At 45.2% G+C, this 16,810-nt stretch carries 10 protein-coding genes; 6 read left to right on the top strand and 4 right to left on the bottom strand.

What is annotated here, in order from left to right; translation table 11 throughout:
- Positions 1-86 precede the first annotated feature (86 nt).
- Together P6910_RS00755 and P6910_RS00760 are read right to left on the bottom strand one after the other, a co-directional pair.
- Positions 87-1,793, bottom strand: coding sequence for a hypothetical protein (locus tag P6910_RS00755; RefSeq protein ID WP_317144378.1), 1,707 nt, complete (start codon positions 1,791-1,793; stop codon positions 87-89).
- Positions 1,794-2,321: 528 nt separating this feature from the next.
- The gene (locus P6910_RS00760) at positions 2,322-4,148 is read right to left on the bottom strand and encodes a hypothetical protein (protein ID WP_317144379.1); all 1,827 of its coding nucleotides are present in this window, start codon (positions 4,146-4,148) and stop codon (positions 2,322-2,324) included.
- A 178-nt stretch (positions 4,149-4,326) separates the two neighbouring features.
- Between P6910_RS00760 and P6910_RS00765 the strand changes: the two genes are divergently transcribed.
- The 3 genes from P6910_RS00765 to deoD all read left to right on the top strand — a co-directional run bounded on the left by P6910_RS00765 (position 4,327) and on the right by deoD (position 6,820).
- Positions 4,327-4,524: a hypothetical protein gene (locus P6910_RS00765; RefSeq protein WP_317144380.1), complete on the top strand. Its 198-nt coding sequence runs from the start codon at positions 4,327-4,329 to the stop codon at positions 4,522-4,524.
- A gap of 298 nt (positions 4,525-4,822) precedes the next feature.
- Positions 4,823-6,040, top strand: coding sequence for a phosphopentomutase (locus P6910_RS00770; protein ID WP_317144381.1), 1,218 nt, complete (start codon positions 4,823-4,825; stop codon positions 6,038-6,040).
- 69 nt (positions 6,041-6,109) lie between these two features.
- The gene (gene deoD, locus P6910_RS00775) at positions 6,110-6,820 is read left to right on the top strand and encodes a purine-nucleoside phosphorylase (RefSeq protein ID WP_317144382.1); all 711 of its coding nucleotides are present in this window, start codon (positions 6,110-6,112) and stop codon (positions 6,818-6,820) included.
- Between the two features lie 106 nt (positions 6,821-6,926).
- Here the strand turns inward: deoD and P6910_RS00780 are convergent, their stop codons facing one another.
- On the bottom strand, positions 6,927-7,328 hold the full coding sequence (locus P6910_RS00780; RefSeq protein WP_317144383.1) for a hypothetical protein: 402 nt from the start codon (positions 7,326-7,328) through the stop codon (positions 6,927-6,929).
- A 167-nt stretch (positions 7,329-7,495) separates the two neighbouring features.
- Positions 7,496-8,236: a TrmB family transcriptional regulator gene (locus P6910_RS00785; RefSeq protein WP_317144384.1), complete on the bottom strand. Its 741-nt coding sequence runs from the start codon at positions 8,234-8,236 to the stop codon at positions 7,496-7,498.
- A 328-nt stretch (positions 8,237-8,564) separates the two neighbouring features.
- Between P6910_RS00785 and glmU the strand changes: the two genes are divergently transcribed.
- From glmU to P6910_RS00800, 3 genes are all read left to right on the top strand, one after another.
- Complete coding sequence (glmU, locus tag P6910_RS00790) at positions 8,565-9,941, top strand: bifunctional UDP-N-acetylglucosamine diphosphorylase/glucosamine-1-phosphate N-acetyltransferase GlmU (RefSeq protein ID WP_317146493.1); 1,377 nt, start codon at positions 8,565-8,567, stop codon at positions 9,939-9,941.
- 35 nt (positions 9,942-9,976) lie between these two features.
- Positions 9,977-11,809: a glutamine--fructose-6-phosphate transaminase (isomerizing) gene (gene glmS / locus P6910_RS00795; RefSeq protein WP_317144385.1), complete on the top strand. Its 1,833-nt coding sequence runs from the start codon at positions 9,977-9,979 to the stop codon at positions 11,807-11,809.
- Between the two features lie 631 nt (positions 11,810-12,440).
- A complete protein-coding gene (locus P6910_RS00800) occupies positions 12,441-16,226 on the top strand; it encodes a hypothetical protein (RefSeq protein ID WP_317144386.1) in 3,786 nt (1,261 codons plus the stop codon).
- The last annotated feature ends 584 nt before the right edge of the window (positions 16,227-16,810 follow it).

Consider the following 16,810-nt stretch of genomic DNA (forward strand, 5'->3'; position numbering starts at 1 on the left):
TTCTGTAAGAAACCTGCACTCGGCTTAAAATAGCAGGAAGAAGCTTCAAAATAAGCTCCATCAAGACTAAATTTGCCAGCATTGCTTCATTCAGAATCACTGTTGTCAGAGTCATTAGGCTTCTTCAATGAAAAACCATATTGAGACCTGAGTAACTCGACGAAATCCTCCAAATATTTTATCCGTTGTTCCAGATATTCTTTCTTTTTCTTCTCTTCTTTACTCAGTTCTTTTCCTTTTGCTGCCTTGTCCAGTTTGGCTCCATCAACTTGCTCACTGGTATCGGTGTCAAAAGTTGATTTAAGCGTTGCCAATATTATGTGTGATTGTTTCAGCAAATTTTCAAATCCTGTGCTGAGGGTTACCATTATGGCTTGGTAATCAGGATCAATAAACGTTTTCTGTAATTGTTGCTCTATATATTTCTCTAGACCTAGAAGCAGTTTTCGAAATAAGGCAGGATTTTCATTTCCAGAGTTTACATTTGCGTCAAATACTACCTCTTTGAAGATTTCAAATAGTTTCTGCTCTTTGCCTTTGGAGTCAGTAATGGTTTGATCCCAATTTGATTGTCTAAAATAATTCGATATGTTGTTAACATGTGGGCTTGCAAGTCGTGCAACTGAAGGGTTAAGAGTCAGGCTTATAATATGAATCAAACGCATGAACTGATCATTCGCGGCAACTAATTCAGGTTTTTTTTCACCATACTCTTTTATCAGTCTTAACATTCTTTGAGCTGATTTTATATTACTAAGATAAAATGGTATTTCGTTTTTATTAACATCATAATTGAGCAGAGAGAAAGTAGCTATTTGCAGTGGGTTGGCTGATGCTCCGGTTTCTTCAGCTTCCCGGTGATTCTCCATTTGTCGCAAAAACTTAAGACGCGTTCTCTCCAACGCTACCAGACCAGAGAAGACTGTGGCAGATTTTTTAATATTGGCTCTTAAAACTTCGTTGTCTTCTATCGGTGCATTTGTACCTAAAAGAACACCTTTTTTGGCATATAGTTTCCCGATACCAGACAAGCCAGTGGCGTGCAGCAAGAATGAGTTAAAAAAAACATGAGCTATTTCTGGGGATATCCCATTTGAATTGATGGCTGTGTAGTAGGCCAACATTAATATCGCAAGGCTCTGTTGTTGTTGTGGTTTGGTCATATCGACAGGTGTTGTGGTACCTTGGATCGAAGATAGAACTATTTTTATCATCATCTGGTTATCATCAAACACAATGCCCAGAGTTCGTATCAATTTCCGAAGCATGCTGTTAATTGTCAGGCTCTCATTGGGCAGGCGTTTGGGGATGTAGCTCAACATAGTGTTTAAGGCGACTTCATCAATGCCTGTATTCAACCCACGGATAATGGCACTAACATTTGCCCTGGTCATAGGCGGGAGCGGAATTTCCATTAAAGGCCGTGGCTGCGGTGCTCCGGCTCCCTCTGATTCTTTTGAAAGCTCATCCTTTTTTTTGCCTCGCTCATTTTCATTGTTCATTGCAAAGATAAGATGGGTCGAATTCGGATTGAGAGCAAAAGGAGTGACGCTTCCCATGTAGGCATTATGGCTAATCAAGTGATCAAGGAAACCAAACGATTTTGAGCTTTTATCTTCAATAAATCTCTCCTCCACTGTCGTTGATAAAGTATTTTCTGCCATCAGTTTTGAATAGAAGAAAACCATAACGATGAGGCCAATGGAAGCAGCAACTGACTGATTAGCCTTGTAACGACGGAAAATTGTCGATTGTTTTGTCGTTTCAGTTAATCGCGAAATCGAGTTAACCATCAACATTTTCCTTCTTCAGATAATGAATGCTTTGACAAAATAGTCCAAGGGCTACAGCAGTGCACAATTTTAATCGTCTGCCGGTCCCAGCCTGATCAGCCAATTCCGTTCTCCAGACGCCAGGAATTCAGAGGGCATAGAGCCTTGTGATTCAATCGCTGTTCAAGACTTTTGCATAAGACGAGGCAGGCAGAACGCAGGCTAGCAGCCTGTCGGACTTAAGCGTCCGTAGCGAGGATTGCAAGAAATTGAGGATAAAAATCTCTGTTTCTGAGGAGAATAGCTAGCTATTTGACGAAGAAACAGGGATTTTTAGACCAATTTATTGCAACCGCAGTAGGACAGTCTTAAGTCCGACAGGCTGCTAGAAATCCGTGGGTGAGGTTCGATCAGCAGAAGACGGAAAAACAACAAGGCAGTGCCACTGATATGGCAGAAATAAACTGACCGAAACCACAGCCACTTCAGAAGCTGGCAGAACTCTGGGAAGCCTGGTAGCACTCGGTCAGTATGAGGATCGATCAGAGTTTAACTCCCTTCAGGACTGCCTCTTTCATCACCATTACTGCTTCTGTCAGCATCATTACTACTTCCGTCGGCATCATTGCTATTTCTGTCAACATCATTACTACTTCTGTCAGCATCATTATTTTGAGAGTTTTCAACGTGGGAGTCATCGTTGTAAGAGTCATAAGAAGACGTCATGTCAAAATCATAGTTAGATCTGAGCCACATGACGAAATCTTGCAAGTAGTTAATCCTTTGCCCCAAATGTTTCCTCTTCTTCTCTTCTTCGCTGAGCTTCTGTCCTTCTTGTCCTTCTGCTGCCTTGTCATCTTTGGCTCCAGCAATCTGCTTATCAAATATTTCTAACATATCATTTGATTGTTCCAGAAGATCCGCAAATCCTGTACCGAGGGTTACCATTACGACTTTGAATTCATCTTCAGTGAATGCTTTTTGTAATTCTTTTTCTATATACTCTCGCAGGGCATGAAGTAATTTTTTAAATAATTCAGGATTTTCATTTCCAGGGTTTACTTCTGCGTCGTCTAAAACCTCTTTGAATACTTCAAATATGCTCCGCTCTTTGCCTTCAGAGTCCGTAACAGGGTGGTCCCATTTTAATGCAGAAAAATAACTCGACAGGTTGTCAACATGCGTATTTGCAAATTGCATAACGAAAGGATCAAGAAGCATGCTTATAGCATGAATCAAAGTCATAAATTGACTGTTCCAGGCAACTAGCTTAGGGTTGCTTTCACCATGTGCCCCTATTAGTTTCAACATTCGCTCGTGTGAATTTTTATTACGTTTATAAAGCGGTATCCCGTTCTTTTCAACACGATAGTTGAGCAGACTGATAGCGGCTTTTAGCATTGGATCAAGAAGTGCATTAGTGCTTTCAACCTCTGAGTAATTATCGAGTTGTAGCAAAAAATCACGGCGCGCTTCTTCCAACAATTTCAGGGCAGAAAAGACTGCAGTGGATTCTTTAACATTTGCTTTTAAAACTTCGGAATCTTCTATGGGTTCTTTTACACCTAAAAGGTCACCTTTTTTGGCATGAAGTCTCCCGATACCGGACAAGCCGACAGCGTGAAGCAAAAATGAGCTAAAAAAAACCTGAGTTGTTTGAGGAGATGTTCCATTGGAATTGAGGGCTGTGTAGTAACTCACTATCAACATCGCAAGGCTCTGTTCCTGTTGTGGTTTGGTTATATCAACAGGAGATTCACTGCCATGGATATCATACAGAGCACTAATCAAACCATTCTGGACTTCGTTGACATTTATATTAAGTGTTTCTATCAAATGCTGGATCATGTTCGCAATTGTCTGGCCGTGAACGGGAGGGGTCTCCGGGATGCTCTCCAGCATAACGTTCGTGGTGTTGATATTAAGGCCTGTATTCATACCTTGAATAATGTTGGAAATTTGGGAATGGGTCATTAGCGGGAGCGAAATCTCGATTAATGACTGCTGCTGCGGTGGTTCTGCAGCTCCCTCCGACTCTGCTGAATTCTCATTCTTTATTTCGCCTTGCTCATTTTCATAGTTCATGGCAAAAACAAGATGGGTCATATCCGTGCTGAGAGCAGTTGGAGGGACTTCCCCCAAAATAGAATAATGGTTAATGAAGTTGTCCAGTAAGCTAGAATCTTTTGTCGTTTTATAGCCAACAGATACCTCACCCCCCGGCGTTGGTAGAGGACTTTCTGCCAGTAGCTTTGAACATGGGCAGGCCATAGTGATGAGGCCGAGGGTAGCAGCAACCCACTGACTCGCCCTGTCGCGATGGGAAAATAGCAATTGCTTTTCTGTTCCGGGAAATCGAGAAATGGAGTTACTCATCAACATCTGCCTTCTTTATTTATGGACGCCCCTGATAAAGTAGTCTACGAATTGCAGCAGTGCTCAATTTTAACCGATAGGCGGTAACGGCCTGATCGCACAGCCAACTCCGTTTTTTAGCACAAGGAATTACCGGGAGCGCAGAGCTTCGTGCTCTTCATGGCACTTACTTCTGAGGGTGTCGCAAAACTCTCTCCAGCGTGGGAACGATTTGACTCCCGTCATTCCCGGCTTCATTCTCGTCATTCCCGCGAAGGCGGGAATCCACACTGACTCACCACCAGAACCATACTGCCCGGTGCCCCCCCTGGCCTTGTCATGCCCGAGAAGGCAGAGATCCACCGTTGGCGCTGGATTCCCGCCTTCGCGGGAATGACGACCTCAGAGCATGGGAACGAGCTGTTGGAGTTTTGCGACACCCTCTTCTGCGTGAGTCACGGGAGGGAGCGGTATTGTGATTAAAGAATGCGGTTGTTTTGCCTAAGCGCCTTTCGAAGTTTCTGAATGTCCTGATAAAGTATTCCGCGGATTGCAGCAGCGCATGATGTTCAGCGCCTTGCGTAGTTGAGTATGGGTTGAGCGTGTGCATGGGATTAGGTATTAATCACTGTGCTGCTCCGTATTTTTCTGAGTAATAATTAGGGGACTCGCAAGGAGTTGGTAAGGTATCTCATATGAAACGAGCAATTGTCCTGGTGATGGATTCGTTCGGGATTGGCGCCAGTGCTGATGCCGACCAGTTTGGTGATGCAGGCTCTAATACGATTGGCCACATCGCCAGGGCCTGCGCACAGGGCGAGGCAGACATTGGTCGACGGGGTATACTTGAATTGCCAATGCTGGCCAGTCTTGGTCTGTTGCACGCGGCTAAAGATTCTTCAGGAGCTTTTCCCGCTGGCATGAACACCGATGTAAAGCTGATCGGTGCCCACGGCTACGCCAGGGAGGTTTCCAGTGGCAAGGATACTCCCAGTGGCCATTGGGAAATGATGGGTGCTCCGGTGTTGTTTGACTGGGGCTACTTCAAAGAAGAGGAAAACAGTTTTCCACAGGCGCTGCTGGATCAGCTGGTCGAAAAAGCCAGCCTGCCCGGCGTCATTGGTAATTGTCACGCCTCAGGAACCACCATTCTGGAAATTCTCGGTGAAGAACACATGCGCACTGGCAGGCCTATTGTTTATACATCGACTGACAGCGTTTTTCAGATTGCCTGTCATGAAGAGACTTTTGGTCTGGAAAGACTCTATGAAGTCTGTGAAATCGCCCGAGAGCTGCTCGACCCGTACAATATTGGCCGTGTCATTGCCCGTCCTTTCACAGGTGATGATGCTGGTGACTTCCAGAGAACAGGAAATCGTCGGGACTACTCGGTTCTGCCTCCTGCTGCCACGCTGCTGGATAAGCTGGTGGGCGGCGGTGGCGAAGTGGTCAGTGTCGGAAAGATAGCGGATATCTTTGCCCATCAGGGCATTACCAGAACATTGAAAGCGACCGGTATTCCTGCTTTGTTTGAAACCACTATGCAGGCGCTGGAGTCAGCCGGAGATCGCTCCCTGATCTTCACCAACTTCGTCGATTTTGATTCATCCTTTGGCCATCGTCGTGATGTGGCGGGTTATGCCAGGGCTCTGGAGGAGCTGGACGCCATGATACCGAGACTGCTCAACGCCATGCAAAAAGACGATGTGCTGATCATCAGTGCTGACCATGGCTGCGATCCCACCTGGCACGGTACCGATCATACCCGGGAACACATACCGGTACTGGTCTACGGCAAAAAGGTTCAACCGGTTTCTCTGGGTGAACGGGAAACCTTCGCAGATATCGGCCAGAGTCTGGCCAGTTTCTTTGATTTGGAGCCCATGGATTACGGGACCAGCTTTCTGTCATAAACAGAGCTGACTGTTAACACATACCCTGCCCCATGGCCCGCTTTTTGAAAAGCTCTCAAGAGGAATAAAATGACCCCTCATATTCATGCCAAACCCGGTGCTTTTGCCGATGTCTGCCTGATGCCCGGTGATCCACTGCGTGCCAGTTACATTGCCGGGAACTTTCTGGAAGGTGCTGAACTGGTAAACGACGTTCGTAATATGTTTGGTTATACCGGAACATATAAAGGCCGTCGTGTATCAGTGATGGGGTCCGGGATGGGCATTCCTTCGGCTTCCATTTACTACAAGGAACTGATTACTGAGTACGGTGTGAACAAGCTGATTCGTATTGGTTCCTGTGGTGCTATCTCTGCCGATGTAAAGCTGCGCGACATAGTGATTGGTATGGGGGCGTGCACCGACTCCAAAGTGAACCGTATCCGCTTTAATAACCATGACTTTGCAGCTATTGCAGACTTTGGCTTGCTGGAAAATGTGGTTAAGAGTGCCCGTGACAAAAAGATGCCGGTAAAAGTAGGCAACATTTTCACTTCGGATCTTTTCTACAGCCCGGAGACACATATGTTCGACATCATGGAAAAGCACGGTATCCTGGGTGTTGAAATGGAGACCGCAGGTCTTTACGGTGTATGTGCTGAGTATGGTGCCAAAGGTCTGGCTATCTGCACTGTCAGTGATCACATTCGTAAGGGTGAGGCCATGTCTCCGGAAGACAGGCAGATATCCTTGAACGAAATGATTGTGTTGGCTCTGGATTCTGTGCTGTTGGGAGACTGATCCTGGTTGTTCCAGTCTGAGCATCATAAAAAACCATCAGCAACCCTGTGGCCGCTGATGGTTTGTTAACAATTCATCCAGGCTCTGATTTAATGGATGCACATCCTCATCTACGGCTGGTAGGCCGCCCGGGAAAGCCGCCCAGGAAAGTTTGATCATCGCTGCAACGCTTTATTGCTTTACCTGTATTCTCCAGATCAAAAACAGTGCCCAGAGCAACGGGTATAGCCAGCATCGGGCCCGTAGAAACGGCAACGATTGCCTTGGAGGCGAAACCACCCAATACTCTGGCGAGCAGAGCGGATTCTTTAGAGTATTGATTGACAGACTGGGGCTCAAAAGCTGTCCTGAACAAGGTGTTGGAAAGCTTGGCTCCGCCAACGATAGCAGCACCACCCACGGCACCCACAGCACGTCCACCGAAATGGCCAATAACTCTGCCGGGTACACTGGCGAGTCTGGATGTAAGAATACAGATCCCTTTTAAAATTTCTCCTGATGTTACCATAGTCATTCCTCCTTGAGATATATGACCCCGCTGGTGAGCAGGGCTTCGTGAGCATCACAAAGGATTCTTCCAGATGGGGTGGAGAATTACACTGACAGGGCTGTCAGGTAGACTAACAAGCAGTGGAACTGCCATACAGAAGCCACGTATTAATGTTTTTCATGCCTTTACAAAGTGTTCCAAAGCGTATCAAAGATGATTTGCTGAGTGTTGGCGATCTCAATGGAATCGATGACGACAGCAACGGGGTAGTCCATGGAGGCCAGGGAGATCATGGCGACTTTTGGAGGATAAATAGCAATATAGCTGGCATCAATTTTACCGGTGGCATTGATCCATTTGCGCTCAGAAAGCTCGGCATCCTCACCGCCTTCACCAATGGCAATGACCCGGACATTGATACTCTTGCGGATTCGCTGCTGGGTATAGTTTGGAAAGGGGCGATAGAGATGCTGCCGGATCGGCTTGGATGAAAAAATGGAATAGTTTTTATCATCCTTTTTGGCAACCGTGTTCAGTATATCCTTAAGAACGAACTCGATACCGCTGTCTCCCTCATAAAAGCGGACGTTTCCGGTATTGAAGTCAGGTTTAAGCTGATTCAGTTGCGGGATCAGCTTTTGTTTCATCTCTTCAATGCTCTGTTCCAGAGACTGCTTTTTCTCTTCTGCCAGATCCAGAAGCTTTTCGGGAGGTTCTGCACAGAAAACCCGTCTTTTTCCTTTCGGGAAGTAACTGACAATACCCTTACCCGCCAGACCTTTCAGGGTCTCATAAGTGGTGCCGCGATTAATATCAGCTTCGGCCGCAATATCACGGATAGAGGCGGTTCCCAGCTTTAACAGAGCCAGATAAAGCTTGATTTCCTTCTGGTCCAGTCCCAGCTGTTTCAGTGTGTCCAGATTCATATTGTCAATTTTCCAATGACAAACACAGTTGTGTTTTAGTTCGTATAGGATAAGCTAAATTCAATACCATAGAAAAGTGTCACCTTTTCTTATGACATGGCTTATAAGGAAAGCGGCACCCTTTTCTGATGTTTCCTGCTGTTATTTGCCCTGACTGCTGTCTTCATGAGTTCATTGAAAACCATTGCGCCCAGGCTAAGAGATTTAAAGATTTTTCCAGGGGCGGTAAACCGTGTTGTTTTACCATGGTTTTTTGCTTTTGTTTTCCCTGGCAGGCGACACAGAAAGAAACCTGAATAATCAAGAGACCATTAATCAAGAGCTAACCATGAGAGCTGATATCGTCATTCTTGCTGCTGGTCAAGGCAGCCGTATGAAATCCAACCTTCCCAAGGTTCTTCACCCCATTGCCGGTAAGCCGATGCTGGAGCATGTGATTCTCAGTGCCCTGCAAACCCAGCAAGTGATCGGCAAGGGTGAAATTCATGTCGTGATTGGTCACGGTGCTGACAAGGTAAAAAGTGCCCTGGGGCACTATGACCTGAATTGGGTTGAACAGACTGAGCAGCTCGGGACAGGTCATGCTGTTCAGCAGGTTGTACCTGGCTGCGAAGGTGCCGATGTCGTGCTGGTGCTCTACGGTGATGTGCCGCTGATACACTCCTCTACCCTGCAATCTTTGCTGGCAGCCAGTAACGGCGAGCGTCTGGGTTTGCTGACCATCAATCTGGCTAACCCATCAGGCTATGGTCGTATTGTTCGGGATGATGCTGGCAGCGTGCAGGCTATTGTTGAAGATAAAGACGCGACACCTGAGCAGCTGGCTATAAACGAGGTGAACACCGGTATCATGGCCATTCCCGGCGGCAAGCTGGGTGAATGGGTCATGGGGCTGGATAACAACAATGCCCAGCAGGAATATTATCTGACAGATGTCGTTTCTAAAGCGGTGTCTGAAGGGACCGCCGTGGTGCACGTTCAACCGCAAAAGGCTACGGAAGTCGAGGGAGTCAACAGCCGGGTTCAGCTGACAGAACTTGAGCGGGCTTTCCAGCAACAGCTGGCTAACGCCATGATGACCAGCGGTGTCACCATTATTGATCCTGCCCGTCTGGATATTCGAGGTGATGTCAAAGTCGGCAAGGATATCCTGCTGGATATCAACGTGATCCTGGAAGGCGATGTCGAGATTGCCGATAACGTGGTGATCGAGGCAGGTTGCATCATTCGCAATTCCAGAATCGGTGAAGGTACTGTTATAAAAGCCCACTCGATTCTTGAGGATGCAAAAGTCGCCGCAAACTGTGAAGTAGGTCCTTTTGCACGACTGCGTCCGGGTACTCAACTGGCAGAAAATGCCAAAGTGGGCAACTTTGTCGAAATCAAAAAGGCATCCATCGGTGAGGGCAGCAAGGTCAATCATCTGACCTATATAGGCGACGCTGAAATAGGCATAGGTGTCAATGTCGGAGCGGGTACCGTGACCTGTAACTATGATGGAGTTAACAAACACAAAACCGTGATTGAAGATAACGCCTTCATCGGCACCAACAGTTCACTGGTTGCACCGGTCACTGTTGGTAAAGGTGCCACCACTGCGGCGGGTTCAGTGATTACCCGTAACCTGGACGAAGACCAGCTGGGGGTAGCCCGGAGTCGTCAGAAAAACATTGACGGCTGGCAGCGTCCTACCAACAAGAACTGAATATCAGGCAGAACACAAATCAAAGGTAGAAAATTATGTGTGGCATTGTCGGTGCTGTAGCACAAAGGGATGTAGCGCCCATTCTGTTAGAAGGTTTGCGTCGTCTGGAATATCGCGGATATGACTCTGCAGGTGTCGCCATTGTGGGTACCAACGGCGAACTTCAACGACTTCGCAGAACCGGAAAGGTCTCCGAATTAAGCGAAGCGATCAATGAGTCTCAGGTGCCTGGTGGGACTGGTATTGCCCACACACGCTGGGCGACCCATGGTGAGCCCAACGAGCGCAATGCTCACCCCCATGTCTCCGGTGAAGATATCGCCGTGGTTCATAACGGTATTATTGAGAACCACGAGCTGCTGAGAAACTATCTGGAGCAGGAGGGCTACACGTTTTTTTCTGACACAGACACAGAAGTTATTGCCCACCTGGTCAGCCACGAACTGAAAAATACTGACAGCCTGATCGCCGCCGTTCAAGCGGCTGTGCCCCGGCTGGAAGGTGCCTATGGCATGGTTATTATGGACCGCAAAGATCCAGAGCGGCTGGTGGTTGCCCGTTCTGGCAGCCCACTGGTCATTGGTCTGGGGCTGGATGAAAACTTCATTGCCTCCGATCAGTTGGCGCTGTTTCCGGTGACCCGTCGCTTTATTTTCCTGGAAGAAGGTGATGTGGCTGAAGTGACCCGTACAGAGGTGTCTGTCTTTGATACGGATGGCAAAAGCGTAACCCGTGCCGCCAGAGAAAGTAATCTTGAGCACGATGCCGGTGACAAGGGGCCGTACCGGCACTACATGCTCAAAGAAATTCATGAGCAACCCGATGCCATTGCCAACACTCTGGAAGGCCGACTGGGTGAGACAAAGTTGAACCTCGATATACTGGGTAAAAACGGTATCGAACTTCTCAATAAAACCAAAGCTATACAGATTGTTGCCTGTGGCACCAGTTACCATGCCGGTATGGTAGCCCGTTATTGGTTTGAGGAGCTGGCCGGAATCCCCTGTCGTGTAGAAATTGCCTCAGAGTTCCGTTATCGCAAATTCTTTGTGCCTGAAGACTGTCTGTTCGTCACCCTTTCCCAGTCAGGAGAAACGGCCGATACTCTGGCAGCTCTCAAACTGGCTAAAGAGATGGGTTATATGGCTTCCCTGAGTATTTGTAATGTTCCGGGTTCGTCCATGGTTCGTGAGTCTGATATGGCCTTGATGACCCGAGCCGGAGCCGAAATCGGTGTTGCGTCAACCAAAGCCTTCACGACTCAGCTGGCCGCTCTACTGATGTTGGTAACGGCCATTGGTCGCCACACCGGAATGACCTCAGATCAGGAAGCCGAAGTGGTTAAAGCCCTGAGAGAACTGCCTCATATCATCAGCAGTACGCTGGAAATGAGCAGTGAAATTGAAGCGGTCGCCGAAGATTTTGCCGACAAACATCACAGCCTTTTCCTGGGTCGCGGTACTCAATACCCGATTGCCATGGAAGGTGCGCTGAAGCTGAAAGAAATCTCCTACATTCATGCAGAAGCATATGCGGCAGGCGAATTGAAACACGGTCCATTGGCTCTGATTGATAACGATATGCCCGTGATTGTGGTGGCACCCAACAATGACCTGTTGGAAAAGCTTAAATCCAATATGGAAGAAGTACGCGCCAGAGGTGGCCAGCTGTTTGTCTTTGCAGACCGCCATGCCCGTCTGGTAGCAGGCGACGGAATTAAGGTATTGCCATTAGAGACTGCACCGGAAGTCGTTGCTCCCATTCTCTACACTGTACCTCTGCAACTGTTGTCCTACTACGTGGCCATTATCAAGGGAACGGATGTCGATCAGCCTCGCAATCTGGCCAAGTCTGTGACGGTGGAGTGAGTCTGGTTGTATTGCCCACAGTTGTTGTGGGAGAGTAATAAAGTTGGAAACTAAAACCGCCCAGAGTTATCCTGTTGCTTCCGGGTAAAGCTGGGTGATTTTTGTTATGGCAAAAAAAACAGTACGGTAACTCAGAGGCAAAGAACCGGCGATGGATAAATGAAGGCCGGGGGGCGGGTCGAGGCAAAGAGTACAAGCCTTGGCTAACCGTCAGAGACCTCCCATCAGAGGGGCGTTCTCATCGTATCTTTGGTTATAAATCACTCCTAACCCATCATCTTTTATTGTCACGAATTGTAGGCTGTTGAAAGTGATCACCTCTCAAAAAGTTCAAACTTTAATGTTCTCCGACAGTTGTCGTGGGTGAGTAATCAAGTCTCATACTGAAACCGTCCAACGTTACCCTGTTGGTCTTATGGGTCATTCCGGACGGTTTTTAGTTATGACAAAAAAAATCAGCACGCAACTTTCCAGTATTCTATCGTCATGGCTTGATTTAAATCCTCAGTTTAATATCTTAACTGATGAATTATTGCTGACACATAGAAGCGTATAAAATGGTAACCGATTGTAATGCGCTAAGGAGCAGGAGGGCGAGAAGCAGAAAGATAGTAATTTGGAACCATTAAACATGAATAGTCTAGCTAGATTAGTGACATTGATTTTATTTCTAACTGTACTTTCATTAGCCGAAAATGGAAATACTGAAACACTCCTCAATGTTAATGAAAATCCAATAGGTGCTACTGTTTCGAGTCAGGGAATACCCCATTTATTAAAAGCACAGACCCACCTCCTGGTACAACAAGACTCTTATACGATCATACGACGGGTGTTAGATTCATTGAGCACTTCTGCATCTTTTGTTGCTCTCTCATTTTTACCTTACTACGTAGCCGCCGCCAGAGAAGTTGTTATCAAACATCGATCAGGGGGAGCCCGCTCTTACATAACCGATTTTTTGGCAGTATCTGCAATGACATTGGAGTCTCAGATCAGGGTATTCTTTACCCTACTCAACCTGAATTTTTATTTTAACTATCTGACCAGTACTGCGTCTGAATATGGCGACAGGGAAAACAAAATCCTTGCCTGTGACTCGCATCTTCCCCGCAGGGGGATCATGCCTGTTTACCCTGAGCACCCCTGGCTGGCCAGTCATTATTATCAGCAGGTTGTATTCCCTGAAAGTCAAAAACCATTCCTGGAAATAAATGTACTGAATGATATGGGAAGCAGCGATGACAGCGGTCTGCCTGACGAGATTCCAGAATGGGTTAATTTATATCAAACGCTTTCCTTCAACCGTATAGATAAACTGACTATCCAGGTTCCGGAGAACAACCCTAATCGGCTAAAACTTGTGATCAGAGGTGATCAGGCTTCTGAGGAAACAGACCTGTTTATTGATGCTGAAACAGATATTAAGTGGGATTTTGAGATGATCACAACCACCTGCTCACTATTTGAAAATGATAAGGTTTACAGCCTTTTTCATGGACAAACCTTAAAGGCTATTAACAGGGCCATTGAAAAATCAATGTCGGGTAATACGACTGAAAAGGTTGTTTTTTCCCCACATTTAACCCATGTTTTAAAAAGTCAGCAAGGCGCTGCGGTTATCAGCCTCGATAATAGCCGGAATAATCCGGTATCACGACTGGTTTACTCTGATCACGATCTTTTTAGCAAACATCAGGGCTTTTTACTGCTCACAGACTCAAGGTGGCATTCAAAGGATCTATTTTCACTGGCTCTCAGTACGACATCAGATAAACTGGCAATGGATATTTCGGCACAAAAAATCTGGAGGAAAAATCATATCAACGGCTTTATGTCGTTACTTCAAATGGGAACCGGGCAGTTATTCTATCATTCCATGAATGCCCATCTGGCAAGGTCGTCAAACTTTGCATCTACCCCATCACCTCAAAAGAGCCGTTCCTTCAAAGACAGTCTGTCAAATGTTCGAGAACAAACACCATTAACAAAACGCTGGCAAGTCCCTGTTCTTTTGAGATCATCGGCACATAGATTCAAAGAGATGGTAGAGGCGGGTCAATCGTCTCTCCATAACAAGCTGTACAGGCTGAATGAAAAATTTTTAAACTCAGTTTCTCTCTTCATGCTTGAGCCGTCGGTTGATAGTGCTAACCAACTGAAAAAAAAACCTCTGGATCAGACAGGGTCTCCAGGGCAGGCCGCAAAATACTCAGAGGAGGATGTTTCAGCAGATAAAGCGGACAGTAACATGGTCGGTAGTCGACATTTTTCTACTCCATTGGCTTTTGCGACACCTACTTCAGGGGAGAGTGCAATTGATGAACCTGTAAAACATGGAGATAAACTCATAGCGGTAAATCATATGTTTGATCAGGAGCAACCCATCAGAGCAGATACGTCCTGTCGGGAAAGTCTGATCTCGAAAAAAACAAAAAGGATTACAACCCTGACAAAGCCAGAAGGCTATTTCACTGTTGGCACTGAATACAAAATAGCATTAATGAAAGATTACCTGCACGGAAATACCCAACATTTCAGTGACGATGACTGGCTCTATCTGATAATAAAAATGGGCAAGAGGGTTATTAGTGAAAAAAAACTGGCAATGCTCCAACAGGAATTTGGCACAGTAGATAAAGAGAGTTTTTTGAATAAAATAGCAAGATTACAAGCATTGAGATACAAAATTGAAGATAGAGTTCATCATTCGCACTTAAAAAGACGCTCTAAACTGTATGATGCTGCAAAGGAAGTCCAGTCTCTATTCCCGACTGCAAGTCTGATAGAGATTATCGAATCGGCAAAAAACAATCACCCCTTGCAACCCTGTGCTGCAGCAGAGCTTTTATACGCTACAGCAAGTTTGGACGACAATGCACATAATCCATATTTTTCTGAACTTATCATAGCCTGTTACAGAAACAGCGGTTTTTTACCCCCGGATATTGAAATTGGTCACAAAATCGAAAAAGAAATAAAAAATCAACAACCTGAAGAGGGCTCAAGCCAGTTCAATCTGGAAATAGAGTCAATGCTATTAGATAAAACCATCACTAAAAAAAATTGCGGTGGACGATCCATCCAGCTAACCTTTGCGGACAACCAAGCACTATACCTGAAATTTCAACGAAAAGGGGAATCATGGAATGAGTTTATCCGAGAAATTAAAATGCACAACGTCTTACACGATTTATTTACTGATTACGAGTTTTCCAGCGAAATACCTTTAAGTAAAGGTTTGTTTTCAATAACGCTAGTTAAAAGTTTTTCTTTTATGCCAGTGTATAAAATTATTAAAACATTGGAAGACAATCTCGAAATTTCTAAAGGTTATCTAAACGGATATTGTTTTGCAGCATCAAGCGATTATGTGAACTATGCATGCCAGCCGGATCCATCAAATACTCAAAAACCATATCTCAGATCCGAAGAAGGATTAAAAAAAGCAGCTGTTGATTTAGGAAAGTATGCGAGATATGGCTTGACTTTTGATAGCCTTATTAAATCACAGCACACTAAAGATATTTTTGGTCAATGGGAGGGCTTCCCAAAATGGATGTCTTTGACACAACTATCGAGTTATTTTTGTAAAAATGCAGACTGTTTTACTGGCTCAATTGCTAATTGGATAGAAGACACTGAGCGCTCAGATTTATCATGGTCCGGACTGAGAGACCTTGGTGACAGCCAAATATTTGAAACCACATTGCACAGCCTGGACCCTAAAAATGTTTTGAATGTAAAATTCTTCCCGAAAGTCGGGAACTTATTAGCTTATTTTAATGCGCTTATGGATAATTTCGTTGCCATGGTTGTTGTTTATGCTCATGGAAAACGTTTAAATCCTGAGTTTCATTACAAAAATCCTATAGCTGTTGAAGAAGTCAATAGATTTATCCGAGATATCCTGGAACACTTTGTACGAGGGTATTATTCAAGCAATACAATAACCGTGCAGCAAGCTCTTGGAGTGGATAATACAGAGTTTGAACAATGGTTGAATAGAGCTTCATTAGAAATAGTCTATTGGTTAGCTATGCAGCCGTATGAGATGACTGATGCCTTTTATAATTCAAGGCATGATCACAGAAATCTGAACGTCTGCGAACATTTGGAGCGAAATGAAAGGCCTGATCCTGAGATCATGAAAACGGCAAAGGAAAAAAGTAACTTCTTACTATTTGCTAACTGCCATGGCAAAAATCATAATATTGGGCTTGCACACAGCAACGGCTTTCCCTTACAAACCCTCATGAAAGGGTTGTGCAAATTATCTATAAATATTTTGGAACAAAAGTCACAATTAACGGCTAAAAAACCACAGGTAGACTTAGCTCAGGCTCCACCACAATCTGGCACAGTTCTTAGAGAAGAGCCTGCAAATGAAGGTTTTCCATTAACAGATGAGCAGTGACAATCACTCGCTGAATCCCCATGATTCTCAATCGGTTTTGACAGTCTGCACTGTTCTCTGTTGTTTTTCTGTATTGTTTTCGTGCAAAAAAATACCCTACATTGAGACCCTTAAAATTAATTATGAAAAAATTAAGCACTTCTTCTTTTTTACAGCTATGCTTCGATGCTGATCTAAATTATAGAGAAAGCTGAAAACAGAAGAATTTAGATGTGTAAAAAACACGCCCCGTAGACTGGTATGCAGTTCCGTCATGTTTCTAAGAAACCTCCTTGCCCAGTTGTTCAGTATTATATCGCTATGGGTTGAATTATGACCTTAGTTCAATGCTGGGTTGGCGAAGCATTGCTAAAACATTGCAGCGAATCAAATGGTAATCCGTTGCAATCTGTCTGAAAACATGAAGAAGGGACTTACTTTAGCTGTTAGCTGAAGTTTATTAATAATAAATAGAAAATTTGGAGCCATTTAAAAATGAATAACTTAGCCAGGTGGATAGCATTAATTTTAATTTTGACTGCATTTCCATTCGCTGCAAGTGGAAATACTGAAACACTCATTACTGTCAATGAAAATCCGGTAGG

It is taken from the genome of Endozoicomonas sp. 8E, assembly GCF_032883915.1.
Taxonomy (GTDB): Bacteria; Pseudomonadota; Gammaproteobacteria; order Pseudomonadales; family Endozoicomonadaceae; genus Endozoicomonas_A.